The organism is Paenibacillus sp. 01T47 (assembly GCF_056398245.1).
The window spans coordinates 923846-947580 of the sequence record NZ_JBFTPA010000001.1 but is presented as its reverse complement, the minus strand read 5'-3'; the positions used below and the strand labels follow the sequence as shown (position 1 = coordinate 947580).

General features: G+C 46.4%; 8 protein-coding genes and 1 rRNA gene. 2 read left to right on the top strand and 7 right to left on the bottom strand.

Translation table 11 applies throughout. The features are described from left to right. Positions 1 to 123 (bottom strand): 16S ribosomal RNA (locus AC1DOV_RS03940); the annotation flags it as partial. Positions 124 to 519: 396 nt separating this feature from the next. After that, entirely contained in the window at positions 520 to 1839 is a 1320-nt protein-coding gene (locus tag AC1DOV_RS03935) for an anti-phage deoxyguanosine triphosphatase (protein WP_477528921.1), read from the bottom strand. Between the two features lie 98 nt (positions 1840 to 1937). Between AC1DOV_RS03935 and AC1DOV_RS03930 the strand changes: the two genes are divergently transcribed. Then, the gene (locus AC1DOV_RS03930; protein ID WP_477512756.1) at positions 1938 to 2501 is read left to right on the top strand and encodes a guanylate kinase; all 564 of its coding nucleotides are present in this window, start codon (positions 1938 to 1940) and stop codon (positions 2499 to 2501) included. A gap of 67 nt (positions 2502 to 2568) precedes the next feature. Here the strand turns inward: AC1DOV_RS03930 and AC1DOV_RS03925 are convergent, their stop codons facing one another. The 5 genes from AC1DOV_RS03925 to AC1DOV_RS03905 form a co-directional block, all read right to left on the bottom strand. After that, on the bottom strand, positions 2569 to 3480 hold the full coding sequence (locus AC1DOV_RS03925) for a Rossmann-fold NAD(P)-binding domain-containing protein (protein ID WP_477512755.1): 912 nt from the start codon (positions 3478 to 3480) through the stop codon (positions 2569 to 2571). Between the two features lie 231 nt (positions 3481 to 3711). Continuing rightward, positions 3712 to 17454 (bottom strand): S-layer homology domain-containing protein, encoded by a 13743-nt coding sequence (locus AC1DOV_RS03920; protein WP_477549213.1) that lies wholly within the window; start codon positions 17452 to 17454, stop codon positions 3712 to 3714. A 199-nt stretch (positions 17455 to 17653) separates the two neighbouring features. Further along, on the bottom strand, positions 17654 to 18805 hold the full coding sequence (locus AC1DOV_RS03915) for a response regulator (RefSeq protein WP_477549212.1): 1152 nt from the start codon (positions 18803 to 18805) through the stop codon (positions 17654 to 17656). Continuing rightward, positions 18786 to 20615, bottom strand: a complete 1830-nt coding sequence (locus AC1DOV_RS03910; RefSeq protein ID WP_477549211.1) for a sensor histidine kinase — start codon at positions 20613 to 20615, stop codon at positions 18786 to 18788. The genes AC1DOV_RS03915 and AC1DOV_RS03910 overlap by 20 nt, the downstream gene beginning before the upstream one ends. A gap of 159 nt (positions 20616 to 20774) precedes the next feature. Next, positions 20775 to 22703, bottom strand: coding sequence for a 3'-5' exonuclease (locus AC1DOV_RS03905; RefSeq protein ID WP_477549210.1), 1929 nt, complete (start codon positions 22701 to 22703; stop codon positions 20775 to 20777). Between the two features lie 186 nt (positions 22704 to 22889). Here AC1DOV_RS03905 and AC1DOV_RS03900 point away from each other — a divergent pair, with 186 nt between their 5' ends. After that, positions 22890 to 23726: an SHOCT domain-containing protein gene (locus AC1DOV_RS03900; RefSeq protein WP_477549209.1), complete on the top strand. Its 837-nt coding sequence runs from the start codon at positions 22890 to 22892 to the stop codon at positions 23724 to 23726. The last annotated feature ends 9 nt before the right edge of the window (positions 23727 to 23735 follow it).

The window sequence follows — 23735 nt, the reverse complement described above, 5'->3', positions numbered from 1 at the left end:
GTGTTACTCACCCGTCCGCCGCTAAGTATCAGAGGTGCAAGCACCTCATCAACTCCGCTCGACTTGCATGTATTAGGCACGCCGCCAGCGTTCGTCCTGAGCCAGGATCAAACTCTCCAAATTGGTTGTTTGACTTGCTCATAACTTTTTTATCGCTTTTCTCACGATTCGTTAGAATCGTAAGGGCAGTTTTTACTCGTTGTTCAGTTTTCAAAGAGCAATCTATTCTTTCGTTTGTCTTGCTTGTTTTGCTTGCTGTCCGCGTGTGTCTCTCGGCCAGAAATAGAATATACCATGTACTCGTCTAGTAATGCAAGTGTTTTTTGAAAATAGTTTATAAACTTTAAATATAGCGAGATTTATGTTCTATAGTCTTATTCTTCTTCTAATTAGGATGCTTCCATTATTCATACCACGCAAGCACCTTCCTTCATTAGAGGAAGGTGCTTGCGTGCAGCTGTTTCAGCCTAGCACTTAATAGATAAGAAAAAATTGAACGTCTGCTCATAACCATTCAAATTAAATATCAAACAACCTGCCTCCAGCAGCTTCATATAAACGAGAATACATTTTTAATGCATAGGTATCTGTCATTCCAGCAATGTAATCGCAAACCAATCTGGCATTCATCCGATCATCAGCTGCATGCCAGCTTAGCTTTTTATCTTCTGGAAGCAGGTTTGGATCATTGAACATCGCATCGAAGAGCTTTTCAATTATTTTGCCGCCGCGCCATTCAAAGGTTTGAACCTTCTGTGAGAAGATCACATGCGTTTCGACCAGCTTCTTCAAATCCTCCAGCAGCTCCATAGCATCCTCAGTAATTACTGCCTTATAGCGCAACCGGCTGGAGGAGAATGCAGGCTGGGTCTCAACAACCGTAATCTCATGTATGAATCCAGAAACCAAATCAGCGAAAAAACGCTTCGTCTGTTTATGCCGCTCCCCGCTGTTCTCCATAAAAACCCGTAAAGACTCTGCAATTCTAGCGGATGAAATATGCTTATGCTTATTTGCTACCACACATAGATCATCTATTTTGATCATATTAAGCTTGAAGGCATCTTCTAAATCATAGGTTGCGTAAGCAATATCGTCTGCGAGCTCAATAATAGAGCATTCAAACGTTTTATTTAAAGTCTTCTTATGTTTACCAGCCTGCAAGTCGGAAACTTGCATGAAATAAGCCTTCTCTTCAGGCGAAAAGCTCTCAATCACCCACTGAAATACATGCTCGTCCTCTTCAAAAACACTGCATTTAGGCGGTTTGCCCGTGATCTCGGGATTATTAACTTGCTTCATGCTGGCTGGGTATTTCAAAATGGACAATAAAACAGCTCTTGTTAAATCAAGGCCCGTTTCCATGTCCCCATCGCTAGTCGTATTCGTCAAAAGCCTGAACGTATGCGCATTCCCCTCAAAGTTTAGCTCGAATGCGCTCATGCATTTATTCAATGCACGCTCGCCTTGGTGCCCGAATGGCGGGTGCCCCAAATCATGAGCTAAAGCAGCTGCCTCAATAAGAGAAATATCTATTTTACTTTCCGTCTCTTTAAAAATATTGTTTTTTTCATTTAAGGTTGTGGCAATTCCTCTTGCAATTTGAGATACTTCAAGGGAATGTGTAAGCCGTGTTCGGTGAAAATCTCCTTCGCTGATCCCAATCACTTGCGTCTTGGACTGTAAGCGACGGAAAGCTGCTGAATGAATGATTCTGCCAAAATCACGTTCAAAGTCATCCCGAACTGAAATTCTTTGCTTCGCATTTTCTATATTAATATGCCTTTGAATATCCGTATCATTATAAAATGAATTTGAAGAATGTTTATAGAGAATCATAGGCTCGCTCCCAGCTCCTTGTCATTTAGAAACATTTTAACAATATATGGTCTTTATTAGAAGAGATCGCTGAACAATTCATAAAGGAGAGCTTTCGTTTGGGGAAAATATTCGCATTTTATGGCCCTTCCGCTTCAGGTAAATCCGAAATCCAGAAAGAGCTGACCCTTAGCGGCTTTCAAAAAATTATTACTTCAACAACCAGACTCCCGAGGCCGAATGAGTCAGACGGGATTCATTATATTTTTATGGAAACGAGCCAGTTTGAAAATCACATTCGTGCAGATGCCTTTATTGAATGGACACGATACAACGAGCATTATTACGGTACACTAAAATCCAGCATTGAAGAAGTATTCGATCAAAATAGGAATGCCCATATTGTAATGGACCTTGCTGGCGTACTCGCTTTAAAGAAGCGGTATGATCATGTGATTGCGATCTATGTAGGTGCGGATGTTGAATCCATTAAAAGAAGATTGGCAATAAGAGGCGGAATGCCTGAGGAAATCGCCAAAAGGGTGCAACGCGCGGAGGAAATTGAACTAAAGAGCGAGTATATGCAGCATGCTGATGTGGTCATATGGAACCATGATGACACCCGCTTTAATGATACAATGACGCAGGTTAAAGAGATCATAGCCGGTCATGGCTCATTTTGAGACCATCCAAAAAAAAATCAAAAGCTCAACTGCGCTTAGTATGCGTGGATGAGCTTTTTTGATAACTTTATTTAAGTAAATGCATAAGCAGCGCTTTTTGAACATGCATCCTGTTCTCAGCTTGCTGATAGATGATGGAACGCTCCGACTCCACTAAATCCTCCTCTATCTCGAAGCCCGGATGAATAGGCATGTCATGCATAAGATACGGCGAGTGTCCTGCAAGATTGCTTCTGTTCAACTGATAAGGCAGCATCTCCTCCATTCTTCGCTTCTTCTCATCTTGATAGTGGTCTTCATAAAAAAACTCCATATCAATCCAAGTGTCCGTATATACAAAATCAGATCTGGCTGCCGCACTAGGCAAATCAACAACCTTTTCAACAAATCCACTTTGAAAAGCTTTTTGCATAAGCTCCTCATCCGAAGATGGCTTATTAATGATCGGAGTAACTAATAAAAGCTTGATGCCAACCGCCATACAGCCTGCTACCAACGAATTGGCTACATTGTTATGAATTCCGACATACGTAAGCGTTATTCCCTCAAAATGACCAGCGACTTCATAGATTGTCATCAAGTCCGCAAGAGCCTGGCAAGGATGATATTTGTCGCAGCAGCCATTAATGACGGGAACCTTGGAGTACTTCGCTAATTCGAGCACATCGGAATGTTTCTTTAATCTCGCCATAATCACATCACAATTTCTTGATACATACTGCGCTTCATACTGGATAGGGGAAATGCTGAAGTTGCTGGAATCCCAATCCATAACGACTGAGTATCCGCCCATTTGGTTAATCCCGGATTGAAACGATAGATTCGTACGAGTAGAAGTTTTCTGAAAAAGCATAAGAAGACCTTTACGCTCTGCAGCATGGTAATAGCGTTCTGGGCTGTTCTTTATCTCGATTCCTTGCCTGATGATGGAGTGAATGGTGTCCGCGTCGTACTCTCTTAGTGATAATAAATGAGTCATGATTTCACCTCTAATGAATATTTATACGATATAATGTATTTATATTCAATTTAAGGTGAAGGATAGATTTTGTCAACTAAAGGAAAAACAGACTATTCTTCGAGTAGAATTAATTACGTTAGCGGCGAAACTAAATCATAAGAAAAACACCCTATCTAGCCATACATGATAAATGGCTTTGAAAGGGTGCTTTCTAGTAATTGCGATATTCTACATCATGGGTTGAATAAATTATTTCATCACTCTTGATACGATCTTGTAAACCAGATTTCCCAGCCTGTAGTAATCCTTGAATTCCGTAAGTACCTTCGTACAAGTCTGACCGATCATCGTCTTAAGAATAGCGACACCAATTTCAAAGCGATAAACATCCCATACCGCATCAAGAGCATCGAGGACGTTATATCCAGAAAGAGCTGTCATAATGACGGAGTCCTTATAGTCCACTCTCTCTGTGTTTCGCATTAGCTTAGTCGCCTCACCTATCCTTACTCTATCGCCCCGAAGAGTCGTCAATGTAACGATAATGGCAATTTCATTATTGCTGAGCAGCATGCGTTCCGCACTGGACAGATCATCGTAAAAAGCTTGCTGCTCACGTGTCGATATTTCCTTAATAATCAGATACGTTTCATCCAAGTTGTTGTTGTTAGCCATCCGTATGGCATCGCTAAGCTCTACGAGAGTGATCAGCCCAGAATCAAGCATCCCCTTGGCTATCTCCTTAAGCGACCAGTGACCCAGCTCAAGCAAATTGTAAGGAACCCATTGTACGTGGGCGTTTACCGCCAGCAACGCTCTAGTAAGCTCAGCAATTTCCTTGAATCCTCCGTCGTACAAGAACTTGGAAATATAATAAAGACTGTAGCCACTGCTGTGCAAAGCCTTCGAGAGGTCGGTGGAAGGTATGTCCAACTGCCTCAAAATAGAAATCGTGTCGTTATCCCAATTGAAGGTGTATTTTAAGTATTCACCGACAGCGTATCCGTTTTTATGCAGCCAATATAGTTTATTTTCGAGCGTCCGCTCTTTCATGTACCGAAGCGCCTCTTCTGCGTTATAACCATACTCCTTCAGAAGTGTAAAGATCGAATCTTCTCGCGCATCGTACCGATTCAGCGTGTTCAAAATTTCTCTACCGTCATAACCGCGATTTTTCATTTCCTTCGCAATATCGACCATAGAAACGCTCGATAAAGTCATCTTGACGGTTGTGAATACGCGATATGCATAGCTGGTACTGTTTACGTACCCATTCTGCCTCAGAACGTCAATGATGTCTCCCGCTTTTGAATACCCCAGCTTGACGAACAGCGCCGATTGCTCCTCGATTGTTGTTGCCGTCCCTCTGCCGGCCGTGAAGAACATATAGAAAGCACGGATAATGCTGGCTCGATCAAAACCAAGCGTCAATAACGTGTCGATCAAATATCCGGAACGATCAGGACCAAGCAGGTTTTGCCGTTCAAGCTCGGTAGCAATCCCGGCGGCGTCCGTTCCTTTCGACTTCATACGGGCGAGGTAAGCAATTAGCGGATTGCCGCCGAATACTTCACCTGCGGCCATCCGTACCTGATCCTGCGGAATTAAGGTTTCCGGAATAGTTTCCATTATCGTTGCTGCATCCATTTGAAATAACAGCTTCATAGCGAGTACGATATCCGCGACAGTGAATTTGGCTTTCATAAACCGCACAACATTGAGTGGCACAAATGCGGTGGTTGCCGGGAAAATATCTTCCAATACCCTTAGGTTTGTGTTGGTATAATAAACTCCCACTATAGCAAGTCCAATCACTTCCGCCGGATAATAGGGAGAAAGCAATTCAGTAACTGCTCCTGAGTCGAGTTTATAGTCAAACCTAAGATATTGGACAATTTCCTTAATCTCATAGCCGGCATCCCGCAAGAACACAACCGCTCCTTGTGGCGTCGCAACACCTTTCAGCTTAAGGACATCCTTGATAATGCTCACCGGAGCAAAAGCCTCTCCGTACACTTTATTAAGCGTTGATTGAATGGCTGCTTCTTGATAAACGGCAAGTCCCTGAAGAATCACAAGCGCCTCTTCTCTCGTCTTGCCATATTGCTCCTTACTCGCCTTAACGATGTCCTCCATGCGGTAGCCTGCATGCAAGAGCTGATCCGCCATAGCTTCCGCTGATGTTGCTCCACCTGCTTTGATTACTTCGATTAAAGCGCCGTTCACCGCTTGTCCGTACACTGCATTTACGCTGCTCAGAATGACGTTCAGCTCGAACAGCTCACTGCCAATTAGCAATGCTGCGGTTTCGCCGGCTGTCTTGCCGTAAAAGCCTTTAACCACGCGTACGATATCTATCATCGGAACGCCTGAATTCCACAAGTAAGAAATGGCCGCTGCTGCGTCCGTGATTCCCCCTTCTTCTAGATACTGCAGCGCCGTAGACTCTGATGACTGCCCATAAACGGCAGCTACCGTTACTTCAATAACCTTTTCGTTGTCCACTTGGAGAGCGGTTAGAACCGTTAACGTTTTGTCTGCTGCAAATCCAAAATAATCCTTAGCTGCGCCCACAATATCATGGAGCGTATAGCCCATGCCTCTCAGGAGCGGAACAGCCTCTTCCAGCGTATAGATTCTGCTCTTCTTAAGCAGGCTGGATAAGCTTTCCTCGATCGGTTTTCCGTAAACTTCAAATACAGTTGCTACTAGCTCATTAAATGAATATCCATTTGTTTCGGAGAGAATGGCTAGTGTCTCACCTGCTGTCATATGGTAATAATCCTTGGCAATTCGGATAATATCCCGCAAGCTGTAGCTGAGCTTAAGCTGTGGAATCGCATCCGCCAACTTTCCGATGCCCAGATCGATCATGGCCTGAATCGTAACCTGCTCTAACGCTAAACCGTAAACAGCAGAAACTTCCGCCAAAATCCGACTCTCCTCATCGACTGCACCATCCATTAAGGCTTGTACCACTTTAGAGGAATCGAGCTGGTAATAATCTTTTCCTACCTGAATCATATCCCGGAGGCTGAATCTCATCTTTGTCAGATAAGGTATTGCATCCTTTAATGTCACCAGGTGCTGAGCCTCTAAAGAATCAACAATGCTTGCGTTTTGTGAGCTGCCGTAAACATTCGATATAGCAGAAAGCACGTCACTCTGGCGATACCGGCCAGTATCCAGCAGTGCTTGAAGAGCTGCACCCGATGAAATACCATAACCGTCCTTCGCCATCTTCACGATCGAAACTAAGCTGAATTGCGCCTTATAAGCAAGTTCAATTCCACTGGTAAAGGATTCTGATCCTTCTGCTGCCTGCCGCTGATACATCGTTAACTCAACGGATTGATCAAAAACCGAAGCTACTGCCTGGATGAGCACATTGCTTGACGACAAGTATACCGTTGACAAGCGAAGCGCGATCACCCCAGCCGATTGGCCAAAATGGTTTTTTCCAACGCTCACGATATCTTTCATCGGGAAGCCCGTGACGTACAGGTAATTAACCGCTTCACCAAAGGTCGTGATTCCTTGCTGCTCCAACGCGCCTGCAACTGTTTCATCAAGTCCTTGACCGTATAAGGAAGCGAGGCCAAGCAGAATATCGTCGATGTCGTTAGGATATTCTTTTGCAAGCAAGAATGAAGCTTCGCTGGAGGTAAGCTGATAATAATCTTTCAGGCTGCGAGCAACAACGGATAAGGAATAACCGCTCATTCTAAGAAATGCAATACCGTCCTTAGGCTCTTTGCTGGACGAAGCGTCAAGCAGACCAGCAATCGTCACTTGCTCTTGTCCGTACAAAGACTGCAGAATCGCTATGGTGGATTTCATATTACCCATTCTTCGAGTGTGGATGAGAAGTCCTTCCATTACTTCTTCTTTCGAATATCCACCCTTAATCAGTGCCGGCCCAACCTTGCCTGAGTCAAAATAAGACGGATACAGCGCACCCAGCGTATTGATGACAGAAATGGCCGTTGCGCCTTGCTCCTTCAGCACTTTGATCCAAATCGTCAGAGGGTCTCCGCCATAAGCAGAAGCGATGGCAGTACCTACTTCTTCTGACGAATAGCTGACAAGCAGAAGCGCAGACGCCTCTGAGAATGGCAAGCCGTATTCCGTTCTAAGCACTAATGCAATATCCCTTACCGAATATGGAGCAAGGCGTGTGATGACTTGCCCTATCGTTAGCGGTTCGGTCCGTTGGTTCAGATAGGCAGCAACCTCACTAGCGGCTATGCCTTGTTTGCTGAAAGCCCCAATCCATTCCGTCCAGCCCCGCGCTTCAAATGCCTGTGCAATTTCCGTAAATTTATACCCCGAGTCTTTTAGCGCTGCGGTCAAATACGGCAATCCTTTCGCACGTACTCCGCCAGTAGGGTAAAGATTAATTGTTCCTTCAATAATGTCATCCAGCGTATAGAAGCTAGAGAGGCTCATCGCCACTGTCGCTTCCTGTATTGACGTTCCCGGGAACAAATATTGCGAGTCCTTTACAACCGTTGATACACTGCAAGGACATTTAAAATAATCAAATGCAGTAGTCCTTTCAAGCTCTACCCATTGCTGCAGCGTCAAGCCTAACTGAGCTTTTAGAGCTTGACCTATGGCTAGCTTCTCCCAGCTTTTGATGCTTGTGAGCGAACGGGCCAAAGTAGTGGCATCCATGCTTACCGTTTCATCATTTGCAAAAGTCGTTCGAAGCGCATGTAATACATCTCCAGCCTCGAAGCGGTCATAGCTGCGGAAGATAACTTCCACCGCATCCTCCATTGTGAAGGACGAGCCTCCGCGAATGACGGCATTTCGAATTGTGCTTAATCCTTGCGCGGTAGACATACCCGACTGCCTCAGCAGCGTCAGAGCTTCCGAACGGCTGCTGGCCATTCGATTATTCAGAATATAAGCCGTAAGTTCCGCAGGTTCATAACCAGCGCGAATTAATGACAACAGCATCGTCTTTCTTTGGTCGCCCTTCACCCCCGGATACAGTACGCTGATGGTCGTAGCGATATCAGCCCCGAAGCTTTCTCGAAGCAATCCCGCCTTGCTTTCCATGTCATAACCATGATCCGTAAACCCTCTCATAGCCTCACTTAGTCCAGCCGCTTCGGAACCCCATGCGCCGAGTACGGCGCTAGCAATTTCACCGATCCCGTATGATCCGCTTTTCATAGCGCCAACAATAACGGTTGCACCATCGCCGGAGGCTTGAATACCTTTGGCGACCTGGGCAGCAGCAATACCTGCCGCCAGCATAGCTGAAGCTGTTTGTTGCTTATCGAAGGTGCTTTTTAAGATGACATAAGCTTGTCCTATCTCAATGCCTGCTCCCAAGTAAGTCAGAACAGCCTCGTTGACGTCGCTGAATGAATACAGGTCTCGCAGCGCAATTCCTATATTGTTAGCAGGATAACCAGCACTGCCAAGCAGTTTCGCATTATCTACGCTAGATGCGGCATAAGCCTCTTTAATGACAACTGCGGATTCTGCTGCCGTGAATTTCGCGGCAGCCAAAGCTTCGATGGTGCTCTCGTTCGTTAAGCCGTAAACGGATTGAACAGCATCCCTAATCTCGCTAATACTGTACTTGCCTAGCTTCAATGCCACAGCGGCGTTTCCGCCAGTTTCCGCATAGGTATAACGCAGAACATAGGCGGATGAAGCGGTTGTTACTCCGGCTAGCTTAAACGACGCCATTATATCTCGAGGCTGATAGCCAAGATTACGAAGCGGCAGTGCAATGTCTTCAGCTTCATAGCCAGCTGTGACAAAATCCGGTATCAGATTTACATAGTTGGAAATATAACCCGACGCGCTTAAAGCCTGAAACAACGTAGGCGCATCTGTATCTATTTCGTATAATAGGCGGATGAATGCACTCCAATCCAAACCATATTCTTTCTTGACCGCTTTTGCGTAGTTCGCTGGGGTAAATCCAGCTTGCCGTAGTAGTCTTAATGATTCTAACGCAGTCTTGCCATAATCAACCCGCAGTACATGCACAGGGTAAACGGCATCGTACTGGGTGGAATGGCTTTGCAGGAAACCATCCAGGGTAGCGACATTAGCTACCTGGAATTCTCCAAAAGTGGCCAAATACGTCTGATTGACTGCCTTGACCCGGTTGATTCCGCTATAAGCGACGGCTATCGTCGATGTCGAACTGATAACCGCCCCGCTGCTGCTCCAAGTCAACTCGATTTTCGTAGCATCGGAGGTCAGTCTTGTCATAACCCCGCTTTGCCATTGGTTGTTAATTTTCACAGAAAACGTTGACCCCGAATTAACAACAGCCAGCGGCTTATCAAAGGTCAGGGTAATGGCTTTTCCGTTTTCACTCGACACTGCATCGATCAGCTCGGGAGGTGTACTCACGTTGCTGATGATCATATCCCCTCCAAAGTCATGCCCGTCCTTGCTCAGACGAAGCTTAAACTCCTTGTTATATCCGATATATTCATTAATAAAGTAGGTTTGCCCAAAGTCCGGCGTTGAAACAGAGGTTGGGCGATACCAGACTGCGCTGCCATTGTGCATTTCGATATTCAAATTTTCTATCGGAGCACTAAGGAGCAGATTAAATCCATTTTCATTCACTCGAACAAACGTTGCAGAGATAACAATCGGCACATAAGCGGCATTTAATTTTTCCTGCCCAGCAAAGATATAGCCTTGCTTGCTAAAAGCTACGGTGTACGTTTGCCCTTCAACCACATTCGCTTTAATTAAAAACGACCCTGTCTCTGCACCCGCTGTCACTCCAGTGACTGTGACCTCTGTCCCATCTTTAGACAAGAGCTTCACATCTTCCGGCTGCAGATCTTTTGGACCCGCTCCAACGAAAGTGACCGTCAAGCCGTTTCTAGCAGCAGCTAAACTTTTCGGATATTCCGTCATCGGAACATAAACATCCAGCGGTCCTTCCACCACACGATCCGGTATTTGAGCAATCAGCTTATAATTCACACCTGCTGACAGCGGAGTAATGATGTTGTAGATTCGTCCTGCATCTGGCGCATCTGGGTTGTTCCCGTTCGGATTTACAAGCTGGAATCCAATTCCTCGACCCTGTTCATCAAGCAGTGTAAGCCATGTGCGATCCATATTACGGACTGCTTTGCTTAATTCCAATGTGAAACCGTTAGTTGTAATATGGCTTGCTGTCATACGGATCGGCACCTGCGCTTCCGGTATAGGCGCAGCTGGAACAAGAACCGGAAGTCCGCTGCTGAATGCGTAGCCGCTCTTCGTTAAAGTCAGACTGTAAGCCGCTCCCTCTTCGAGTGAGGCATGTACCGCATATTCGATACCAGCATTCTCGGCTGTAATAGAGGCGATGGCAATCGCAACACCTTGACTATTACGCAAGCTAAAGTCACTTGCACGCAAGCCCGGAACAGCCGAATCAAGCAGCACGTTAAACCCATCTTTACTGACACTTGATAGAGTTGGATTTACTGGTACCGGCACAAAAGCGTTCAGTACCGCTCCAAAATCATATCCTGCTGCTGTTATAATCAGTTTGTACGTTTTCCCGCCTTCAAGCGCTGCGGATAATGTGTACGTTCTTCCACCGTTATTTGTTGTTGCTGCTTTTATAATTACCGATTTGCCCTCGGCATCCTTAAGTGCGAAGCTGCTCGCAGACAGTCCGCTTAGTCCCGGTGCAACAGAGACGACAAGTCCCGACTCGGCAGCGCCTTCCACCGTCACCGAAATCGCGCTTGGAAGCAAATCCGACAACGCTTGTCCAAAATCATACCCGCTCTTGCTTAGCGCAAAAGAGTAAGTTTTGCCTCCTTTATAAGAGGCTTTAATCCGATAAGTTAGTCCGCCATCCTCCGTAATGACCGAAGCTGCAGTAAGCCGGTTGCCCTCCTCGTCCGTGATAGCCACATGGCTTACATCCAAATCCGGTACAGCTGGGCTAAGTCCAATGACAATTTCCGAAGCGCCTGAACTTAGCACTGCAGCATTTGCGATGATTGGAACGTCAACCACAACTCCGCTTCCGAAATCATACCCAGCTTTGGCAGCGGTGATTGTGTACTGCTCCGCTCCCCAAAACTCAGCTTCAATTAGGTAGCTATTACCCCCATCACTCGTGGTTGCGGAGGTAATTGCCTTTGTACCGCCCTCCACACGTTTAAGCTGGAAGTCACTTATTCGTAAATGAGGAACTGGCTGATCTAAATGCAATATAAAAGCTTGATTGTTCCCGCTAATCATCCCGCCAAAACGAACGCCTACAGAGAGAATGGAGAAAGCTAGCGGATCACCATAGTCGTAGCCCATTTTTGAGATGAACACCGAATAGACCTTATCAGGAACGATTGCGACGCCTAGCTCATACGAATAACCTCCGTCGTTTGACACGTTCGTGCGAATCGAAACGTTTACCCCGTTCTCATCCACTATATGAATATCCGAAGTATTTAACATCGTTTGTTCCTTAAAATGCAATGTGACTCTCGAAGCCGTTGCTTGCACGGCCGAAATGGATCTTGAGTTTAGTGTAATCTTGTCGAGCGTAGAGAACATGTAGCCCTCTTTTTCTACAGTAGCGGTATAGGTGATTCCTCCTTTTAAAGGAACCGTAACCGTATAGCTGGCTCCGTCATCACTCGTCTGGATGGATTCAATAGCTACTGTATTTCCGTTATTGTCTTTAACCTTCACGTCTGCGGCTTGAAGATTCGGAATCGACGGGAAGAAATAGATGGTGAATCCCTGCTGCGACTGGCGTAACAGTATCGCATCGGCACGAACCTTCAGCCCAACGGTCAGCGGATTTCCAAAGTCATATCCCGGATAAGTGATGACCAAGCTATATGTCTCGGATACATTAAAATCGCCAATGAGAGAATAGGATGCGTCTCCTTCGTAATGAAGCGTAAATCCGATTGGCCGGCCTTTGCTGTCTGTCAGCTTAAAGTTGTCCCCAGTCAAATCTGAAATAAGCGGGTAGACATCAACATAAATCTTCGTTGCCGTCGTACCTCTCAATTGAAGTGAGCCTATTACGGGAATATCCACCGTGATCGGCGACGCTAGCGTAAATTCACTTCGGTTCAGCTCAAGTGAATATTTTGCACCAGTCGCAGCTCTGATCGCCACCAGATAAGTTAAACCCTGATCTTTTGTTGATAAAGAGTATTCCGTGTACGGAATTTGCTGACCGTCTGGTTTTCGCAAAATAATGTCGGCTGGCTTCAAATCAGCAACTTTTTCGCTAAAGCTTAGTTTGAAGCTATCCTTCTTCATCTCGGATACAGAAGCGGTAATGAGCTTGGTAAACACAAAGGATACTGGCTCGTAACGTTGATAAGTCAAATCCGGCTTTACCAGAACGGTATACGATTTACTAGGAATCAGCGCTGCTTCCAATACATAGCTGCTTCCGAAATCCATTGTGTTCGCCGAAGCTATGTTTATCGTTTCCCCTTGAGCTCCCCGAATGACGAAATTTTTCTTCCCAAGTCCGATAACTGGAATGTCAAAATGTACGGTAACACCCGAAGCAGAAAATCCGGCAACGGTTGCTTCGGAAGGCAAGGTAAAGGTTAGGTGGCTGAACGAATAACCATCCACCTCAATATCAAAGGCGTATGTTTGTCCGCGTGTCAAAGCAAACGTACCGCCAAAAGACATCTCAAAGTTCATTCCATCGGCAGACATGACTAGCGTTTTTGGGTGATAGCGTTTGCCCTGTTCATCTTTTACCGCAAGACCCTGTCCGTACTCTATTTGCCTTAGAGGAGTAGAGAAAGTAACCGCTACTGCCCCGTCTTTGGAGACGTCAGTAATAACCCCGGTGACCAATTGATTGACGTAAAACGTCGCCGGCCCGTCAAACTTCACGTAATCCTTGCGGAAGGCGATCGTATAGTCACGACCACTGATCAAATTTGCACTGACACGATAGGATAATCCTCCGTTGGTGGTGGTCAACGCCAGTCCACTAACCCCATGGCCCTGATTATCTATTAATTGAATATGAGCCGGCAATAATCCAGGAACTGCTTGTTCAAATGTCAGATCAAAGCCATTCATGGCTATTTTGCTAATGGTCGCTTTCCCCGCGTTGATTGTTTCTCCGGCTTCAAAGTCGATCCCCTGCGATGGAAGATGACCAGGAAGACTCAGGTTATAGCTGCCGCCAAGCAAGTCAGCCTTCAACCTGTAGGTAAGACCGCCATCCATTGTCACAGCGTCTTGTACCGTTACCCGCTCTCCTGTACTCTTGCGAGTCAGAAGAAACTGACCGGGCAATAACCCCGCAAAGGCATAGCTAAGCTTAACCCGAAGTCCCGAATCGACAATCTGATCCGCCGAAATGGTAGTAACGACCGGAACATGAATGTTATAAATCGTCTGATCCATTGTCGCACTGACCTTCAGTACGTAATCACCAGGAGTCAGATCAGCAGCAATCCGATAACTCCAACCGCCGTCGCTTGTCACTGCAGAGCGGAGTTTTATGCTGCTTCCGTCGGCCCGCCTGAGAACAAAGCCGTTGACCGTATCAATAGAAGCAGGAGGATTAAGAACAAAGGTGAATCCAGTATAGGAAATGTCAGTTATTGTGTTCTTCTCCGCGAGCGTAACCGATTTCGGTAAACCAAAGTCGAAGCCCTCACGTACAACGCTAATAAAATATGGTTTTCCTCTCAAACCGTTATAAGAGACAACATAAAATCTTTGCTGAGGGTCCCACACGACATTCGTTATGGCTACCGCATTCCCCAGCGCATCCATGACCTTGAAATCATTGGCGGTCAAACCCGCTATATTCGGGTTAAGCCCAACCATGACATTATTTGGACCAGCGCCTATATACCAAGGGTTGATGGTTGTCCGAACAACGTTTACACTATTCCCGAAGTCATAACCCTCACTGCTTATTTTTAGTGTTAAGGGTTGATACTGCATGGTCACCGAATTAACGAAATAACTGCTACCATTATTTAGGGTGGATATACTGTCTATTGCAATTTGATCACCGTTTGTATTCGCTAGGGAAAACGCAGCTGCTGTTAACCCTGGGACTGGTATGCTGAAGTGAACGATAATCCCTGCATTGGACGGATCAAACGCCGTTTGTTTCGATACGGCTATCTTCTCTGGAACGATAAGCGTACCGATCGTATAGCGGTCATCATCCACATCAATTCTATACCGATAGCTCCCAGCAGCCATTAAATCGGTTGATAGGATAGCCGAATGCCCATCCACGTTCGTTTTGACAGAAGTGACAGCAAGCGATTTGCCGTTTCCATCCTCTATTGTGATCAAGGCCTTAGCCAAATCGACCGTGTCGTTTGGGAAATTCAACTGAAAGCCTTGACGATTGACCCACTCTACACTTGATAGAATTGGGGAAGGTTCTACCTTTAAGACAATTTCGCTGCCAAAAGCATAACCTTCTTTATTTAGCAATAAGGTATACGTCTCGCCTTTCGTTAGGGAGGAATACACTTCATACTCTTTGCCGATAGATACCGCGCTTAGCATATTAATGCCTATGTCCGCTCCAGCAGCATTCTTTAAAATAAAGCTTAGAGCATCGATAGCTGGGACGGTACGATCGAGCTCCAGCATGAAGCCGGATGTCGAGATGTGGCTAACGGCCGCATGGACAGAAATACTGCTGGGCGGGGCAACCGCAACGATAAGCGCCGCGCCAAAGCTGTATCCAGCTTTCCGTATCGTTAGTGAGTATGTCTCGCCTTCGACCATTTCCGCTTTGACAGCATAAGTTCTGCCGTCATCATCAGTTGTGACCTCCGTCACTCCAATCTCAGTGCCTGGATCGTTTAACGCTAATGTCAAATGATCCTCTGTCAGCCCCGCGACAGGAGTATCCAGCTTGATTGTGAAGCCAGCTATACTTACGTCGGATATTGAGGCCACTACAGATACAACCTCTGGATCAGTAATCGGAACGAATATCGATACTGCGCTGCCGAAATAGTATCCTTCCTTGGCAACTGTAAGCGAATAGGTTTCACCCTCGGCAAGTGACGCTGAGAAATCATAAGCACTGCTTCCCGTCCGCTCGGTTACGGAACCTATTGCGACACTTTCGCTGCCGTGCTTGAGTGTAAACTCAGCTTGCGTCAATCCAACAACCGACGGACTCAGCAGCAACGAGAACCCCGTTTTGCTGGACCCATATACGGATGCTGCAACCGAAATGGCAGGCTGCTCAGTCTTTGGAACTTGAAATAAAACCTCAGCCCCGAACTGAAACCCAGTTTTAGAAATCGTCAGCTTATAAGACTCGCCCTCCGTGAGAGCTGCTGTAATAAAGTAAGAGCTGCCCCCATTAAGCGTAGAAGCTGATGCAACAGTAATGTTTTCGTTCGCAGCGTTTTTCAGTGTCAGATGTGCTGCGGCGAGCTCTGGTACTGGCGCGCTAAACGCAAGTCTGAACCCTGTCGCTGCTGCTTGACTCGCAGTCGCGGTTACTGTTACCTCAACCGCATCCGTAGGTCTTGGCGTTTCTGTTGGTTTGGGTGTGTCGGTTGGTTTAGGTGTATTAGTTGGGCTCGTTGGCCCGCCCGGCGAACCAGTTCCCCCGGATGCTCCACCTCCAATTAAACCACCTTTCTCGGTTACTTCTTTTTGAGCTGGCTCCTTCTCAAAAACAACCCCCTGAGAATCGACAATTGCTTTCTCAATCGTTCCTTTGCCTTTCACATTCGCTGGCCCATGCAGTTCCATGCTGCTAACGCTGGCGCCTTCCGCAAGTGAAATGGTTGATGTCTTAACCTGCTCACTAACGGTTAATTTTTCTATAGATCCCGAAGCAATGGTTAACTGTACATCGCTCTTAACCTCGACTTGCTTAAACTTGCCGGACAAAATAACTTCGCCGGAAGAGGAGATCGTAATTCCCTCTATCCCGCTGCTTTCAGATATCGGAGATTCAATATTCGCCTCCGATTGCACATCCAGCTGTCTTATAATCGTTGTTCCACCGATGACAACTCTAACTCGTCCATCTGCTTTGTCGACGACGACAGTTGCTAGCTGTGAATCATCAATATGTACGCTGTTCTGTCCGCCGCCGTTTACAAACGTGCTGCCAAGCACTTTCACACCTTTAAGAAACACATCTCCTTCGCCGACTTCTTTCCCAATAGTGAGATTTCCCTTAATCGTCACATTGCGAAGAGTTGTGCCTGGAGCCTCAATGGTCAAGTCGCCAGCGACTTCAAAGTTCCCTTGCGCCTTGCCCCATGTGCCGCCTGTTTCAAGAACCTTTGCGCTAACGGTTATTCCATCTGCTGACCTAGTTGATTGCTTCAGCACTCTATCGAGCATCATGACGGCTTCCGCCCTTGTCATCGGCTGAACCGGCCGAAGCGTGCCGTCCGCAAGCCCGCTAATGTAGCCCGCTTCAACAATGGCTTCCAATGCATCGCGTCCGTAACCAGGAATGCTGGCCTCATCCTTAAACTCGCTGAGCAGGCTAGTCCCGTCTTTGCCTATTACCGGCACAAGGCGCGAAAGCACAACAGCTGCTTCTACCCGGCTTAGCTTCTGCTCTGGCCGAAATGTTCCATTGCCATAACCTTCTATATACCCTGCTTCCGCGGCTGCTTGCACTTGCAATGCATACCAAGCGGTCGGAGCGACGTCCGTGAACTGCTTAGTCCCCGCTCCTTTGAACGCGAATAGCCGGTTGACCAGCGTTACGTATTCAATCCGGCTTAGAGCTTGATTTGGCCTGAAGGTTCCGTCCTGAAAACCCTCAATTAAACCTTGGCCTGCCCACTCCCTGACGGTCTTCTCCGCCCAGTGGCCCGCTAAATCTGAGAATGCGGCGGGCACTTTAGCCGGAATTGCAGATGCTGCGAAGGCTTGCCCGCTCGCATTGCCTATGCCGGGAGCTACAAGACCGACAACTACGCTAGTAATCATCATCCACTTGAGCAGCAGGCTCCTTAACATTTTAACTTTTTGTTTCCTCACAATGATTTCCCCTTCCATCTTCGCCAATTGGCTTAAGAGCTTACTCTGTATTTGATAGAGCCCAAGTTCGGCAACGTTAACAGCACTTAAGCTTAAGTCTAATAGGCTGCGATGAAAGAATAATAAAAGATTTTCGCGTAAAACGACAAAAACCGCGCAGCATCAAGGCTTCGCGGTTTTTGCAACCTGTTCAAAATATTTATTTTCCTACTTCGGAAAGTCCGCTGACAAGAGAATCATACAGCATAAGCAGCTCTTGGGATGGACGAATGCCCAGTTCCCGCTTTAGAAGTCTCACATAGTCGGTGTATTGTGCGGTTAACCCTTTCTTATCCCCGTCCAGTCCATGCTTCTTCATCAGCAGCTCGACCACCGATTCTTCAAGCGGATTACGGCCATGCAGCTTCAGAAGAAGCTTCGACGCCGCAGCCGTGTTCGACAGGGTGAGCAGCGTCTCTGCTGCATTTTTGACAAAAGATGCATACCTCTCTGACAGCCGATCTGTCTCATGAATCGCCCATACGTAAGCTTTGCTGCCGAACAAATCACCCGTGTAGAGCCTTTCAACGTTCAGTGCTTCTTCCACGTTGCCCGCGTCGATACTTCCCAGATTTTCCGTTTGACGCTCAAACTCCACGTAGTCAATAACTGCATCATCCAGTTCCAGCGCATAGCCGTCATTCTCTGAACGAATAGCTTCCCGGAGCCCTATCGGCTCCAATGATTTACGCAGCTGGTACACGGTTGTATTTAAATATTTTTCGGCATTCACGCTCGCCATACCCGCGAATATATCTGCAACCAGACGGGAGCGCGAAATTCGTCTGCCCCGATTCAGCAGCAAATAGGCAAAGAGCTCAGCACTCTTGCTGGAAATCCACTTTACACGTCCTGATTCATTGCGTACAAAAAAGTCGCCCAGCGTGGCAATGCTAACACGGCTCATACCCCGAATCGCAGTATCTGCTTGCTGCAGCGGTTGAACGATTTTCCTGCTCTCCAGTGCCCGGTTAATCGTCCGCTCCAGCCGCTCCTGAGTCACCGGCTTCACCAAATAATCAAGCACGGACAACTCAAAAGCTTCTAGCGCATAATCCTTATGCGAGGTGACAAACACGATTTGTGTCTTACAGCCCGCTTCGTCCAGCCTTGCGGCGAATGTAAGTCCACTATCACCCGGCATGGAGATATCCACGAACGCCAGCTCGACGTCGGGATTTTCGCTCAGAAAGGCAGCCGCAGCATCCGTATTCACAAACGTTCCTGTCACCTGAAGCTCAGCATATTTCACGAGCATCTTCCGCATGATTAAATGCATGACGGGCTCATCGTCAATCAATATGACTTTCATCAGCTATCACCGCCGTTCCTTCCCTTTCAATCGTTCCGCCGCGACTCGATGATCCGGACAACGTAAAAAAGAATGTTGTACCTACGCCAGGCAAGCTATCGAATCTAAGACTGCCGCCATGCATGCGAAGAAATTCTCGGGTTAATACGAGACCAAACCTCATCTCTCCACCATCTTCTCGACTAGCAAATCCAGGCTCCTTGAAAAACAGCTCATCATGATGCAGCAGCTGCGCTGTCTCTTCGTCAATCCCACTCCCATTATCACGTACAGTCACCGTCACCTGATCCCGTTCGATAGATGCGTTTATCTCAATTTTCCCGCCGATGTCCGTGTACTTAATCGCATTTGAAAGCAAATTTCGGAAAATGAGATCGAGCATTTCTTTATCCGCTTTCACTGTCAGCCTCTCGTCGATATGCTCTGAGATACTAATGCTCTTCATGCCGGCTCTTGTGCCGGCTAGTGAAATCGCTTGGCGAACGACCTGCTGCAAATTCCACGTGAGCGGACGAAACGCTACTTCCCCATTTTGACTGCGATACCAATCGAGCAGATTATCGACGAGATGATAGGTACCGCGAACTTGCCTCCTAATCTCTTGAAATACTTCAGCATTCGCGATGTCGGTGTCGCTCGGCTCATCGCCCAGCAGCTCAGTCAAGCTAACAAGAAGCGCGATCGGATCACGGATATCGTGAGCCATTACGGTAAACAGCTTGTCCTTGAAGGCATTCAGCCGAGACAGCCGTTCAGACTTCTCGCGCAGCCTCTCCTCGTTCTCCTTCAGCTCCGTAATATCGCTGAGCATCAACATTTTCCCGATAGGCGTCACACCTGTATCATAAATATAAGACAAGCTGCAAATATAATACCTTTGCCGATCGCCTTGCAAGCGCTGAAGCGAAAACCGATCATCTCGGAATTCCGTTGCGGCAATTCGCTCGAGCAGCTCAGGGCAGTCTGGCAGCAAGTCCTTGATGAAAGCAGGAAAACTTTTTGCCGAGCCAAGCTCAGGAAATACCTCTTCTGCTGCGCGATTGTGGTTCACAATTTGATCCTCATAATCGAGCAGGACAACACCGTCGCGGATCGTATCGAACATTTTGGCATATGCAAGCGGTGTTAAACGAAGCAGCCTAAACCGGAAAATGCCCCAAGCATAAACAACGCCCGATACTGCGAAACCAAGCGGCGTGAAATCGATGACTTTGCTGAACATGTAGGCGATATTGAACAGCATAGGAGCAGCCGCGCCCAAAATAAGGACAACAATCTGTGTTCGCACAATAGGCAATGCGCGTAAATACATGGGAATAAACAACAAAATGCCGAGTAGCAGAATCGTATAATTGTAAATTGCGTGTACGGAATACCATGGGCCCTTCACCGTATTGTACAAGGGAACCGTCTTAATCGTGTTCAAGACGTATTCTTTGTAAATAAGATGATGCCAATCGTTAGTGAGATGAAGGAGGAAAGTCGCAGTCGGGACGAGAAACAGCAAGACCGCAAGCTGCTTCCGATAGCGTGGCGCAAGTCCTGTAAACTGGATAACGAGCAGTAGCCAAAATGCAGAGACAAAGGGGATGCCGATGTACTCGACCTGAAGAGAAAACTTCACACCGCTTAAGCTGTCGCTAAAAATTTCAAACGTGTAGCCTAGAGCGTAAAAGGACGCCGCTGTCATCATGTAAACCATGGTCCTCGCCATCTGCAAATGACGTTTCCGGTAGGAGAGGAACGCCACGAACAGCATTACAGCGGTCGCAAAGCATAGCAATATTGACATCCATTGTCTTGTGTCCATGACGATGCCTCCCTTTTTTTCGATTCGTCTATCATTCGACAAAGTTCCTCAAATTCCTTGTGAAGCCTAAAGCCAACCCTCTTCAAGCTTACGACAGCAAAATAGGCTGCCCGATACATTCTCGGACAACCTTTTTTCAACTGGAATCAGCCTTTCGCTTCATCCCATCTTCTTTATGGCATGCTCCTGCTTCAACCGTTGCTCCTGCATTTCGTCCAAATAAAGCGTAAACTTGGAATCTCCGCTGTAGGAGATGTGCAGCCAATCCAATGCGCGTGTCATCGCAATATAAAACAGCGATACTTCCCGCTCCTCCACTTCTTCCAATGAGAAAGGCATGTTCTCGGCATTTACGATGAAGACCGCTCGGAAATCGAGCCCCTTCACACTGTCAATGTCCGATACATTAATCGCATCGCCGGCTATGTCGGATTCCTGGTTTAAATCGACATTTTCTGTGATCCAATAAACGGGGAAGCCTTGCCTCTTAAGCGCCCTCTTGATCATATCCGTGAAGGAGGAGTAGTAATTGTCTTTCACTCGGTATAAGATGACCATCTCTGAATAAGCAATCTTATGATGGTCATGCAAGGATCGCATTTGTTCAATGACAGTCTTCATCTCTTCCTGAAAGCTCCCGCGACGCTCCAATATTGGCTCAGGCCCGCTTCTCCGTGTACTCTGAGGAGGTATGATCTCTACCCCTTTCGATACTCCGAACTGAACCTTGTTCTGAAACAGAGAATGCCGTTGATAGAAATCCCAAGCAAACTGCGCGATTTGAGCCGTGTTGCGATAATTAACGGAGAGAATGCGTGAACGTCCGCGAAAATCAAGCCCAGTGTCCTGCAGCAAGCTCGATTTCCGTTTAAAGAACGATTGTGCCCGGTCCTCAACCAGCAGCAAATTTTGTGTCGCTGGATTAAGCAAATAACTTAGAAGCTTAAGCCATTCTGGCTGAAAATCCTGACCCTCATCAATAAGGATTGCTTCATAGGTAGGTAAAATAGCTTCCTTCTTCTCCAGCTTGCCAATAAGCTTAGCGACATCCGTATCTCTCACGTTCAGCACTGCTCGCAGCCACTCATGAAAATTATAGACCTCGACGTTTTGGTCGCGAGGCTTGCCTTCCTTTTGCTCCGCTAGTCTAATCCAATCAAGCAAATCCTCCGGCTCCTCCATCTTCCGGTCAATCATTTGCCGAAGACTTCTGGACAAGGCGATGCTGCTGCAGAGGACAAGAATCTTCCAGTCTGGATGATGATTGGCCAAATGTTTGGCTCGGCTGGCGAGGACAAGCGTCTTTCCGCTCCCCGCCACGCCGCGGATAAGCCGATGGCGATCACCAAGCTGCTCTGCCATATTTTCCTGATGCAGATCCATACCCTTAATATTGTGATGCGACAGCACGAACTGCTCCTGTTGCTTCTGATTTGCAGGCTGCAGAAATTCCGCGCTGATCCGCGCCTCAGGTATGAGGTGATTACGAATCTGCCTGATCTCCTCTTGCGATAAAATGTAGCTGCTGCGCTTGCGTGCCGCAAACATGCCATGGATCTTCTCAATGAGGGAATCGGCTGTAAATCCAGCATCCTCAGGGTCGATCTCGTCGCGGCAAAGCACAAATTGCTCTGCAATGACATCGTACAAACCATTTTCTATAAAATCCTTCTGCTTCAGCCGTGTAAAAGCCGTTCCGAAGCCGTTCGGAAATTTGAGCTGTCCTTGAAATTTGCCTTTCTGTTCAATGAGGTTGTCATCATTTCTTAGCTCGCCCGCCACCTGCCGCAAGCTCTCCCTTGCTTCTTGATAAGGGTTCATCACAGCTTCGATCTGACCTCCAGATGCATGCAAACGCCACTCGTCACGATCAACCTCGAATAGAGCAGACCTCGTATAGTCCTTCACTTCAAGAACGACCAATCCCAGATCTGGGCCTATGATTACGAAGCCAGGTCGATTTCCCCCAATTTCCGGTTCAAAATAAACCGCATAATCGCTCGGCAGATAATCCTTCAGCGTACGAAACAATAACCGCTCCCCAGCAGTCGCACTCGTCCGGATAACCTCTGGGACCATATAAGCCATTCTCTTTCACCTCGAATTCGATTTTTTCTGTTGTTTTTAGTATAAACCATCTTTGAGAGTTTGGCAGGAGAAAATGGGGAGAAGATTGTTATGACAAATGGAAGATTTTCATGGTACGATATTCCTAATAAGTAAACGAATGATCAAATCCAACCATTTGCGTTCGTTTTTGATAGGGGAGAAACGATGTATAGAAATCCATCTGTATTTTTTTTGGCAGTATTTTTGCTTGTCGGTATTATTGGTATGTTTGCGCGTCATGAAACCATCATGCTAATTGGATTTTCAGGTTTTATATTATTCACACTTACTGCCGCTAATCGGAAAAGTAAAAATTATTATCAATTATCGATAAATCTTGAAAAACAAATTAAAGATATGGTGCCAGGCATAAAAGATTTTAAACTTTCACAAGAATTTATGTCAGTTGATAAAGAAAGCTATATTGCATTGGATGAAACAAATAAAAAAATATGTATCATTTATAATCAGGAGACTAATACTGAGCCTTTATTAAGCAAAAATGAATACAATTACAAATGCGAGATTTTCTTCTATAAAGATATTTTACAGTCAACCATTCTTCATGATAGTTTTACAGTAACCTCTTCCTCACGAACGGACATCATTGGCAGAGCTTCGCTTGGCAGATCTATGGCTGGAAATACTGGAGCTATTATTGGTGGCCTAAGCGCTTCAAGAACCACTCTTGATCTAATCAAGAAAGTTCAACTTCTTATCGTTGTTAATAATATGTCAACACCATTCCATCGCATTACGTTTGAGAATTTCCCAAAGGGCATTACTAAAGACAATATAATGTTCAAATCCGTTGATAATGAAATTACGCATTGGCATGCTATGTTGAGTTTTTTAATTAAGCAAGTGGATGAAACGGATAAGCCGACTAACGCTAATCAAATTTCAGTTGCCGATGAATTATTAAAACTTTCCTCCTTGTTGCGAGATAATCTTATAACGGAAGATGAATTTAAGCAGCAGAAAATAAGGCTATTAGGATAGAAGCATGTT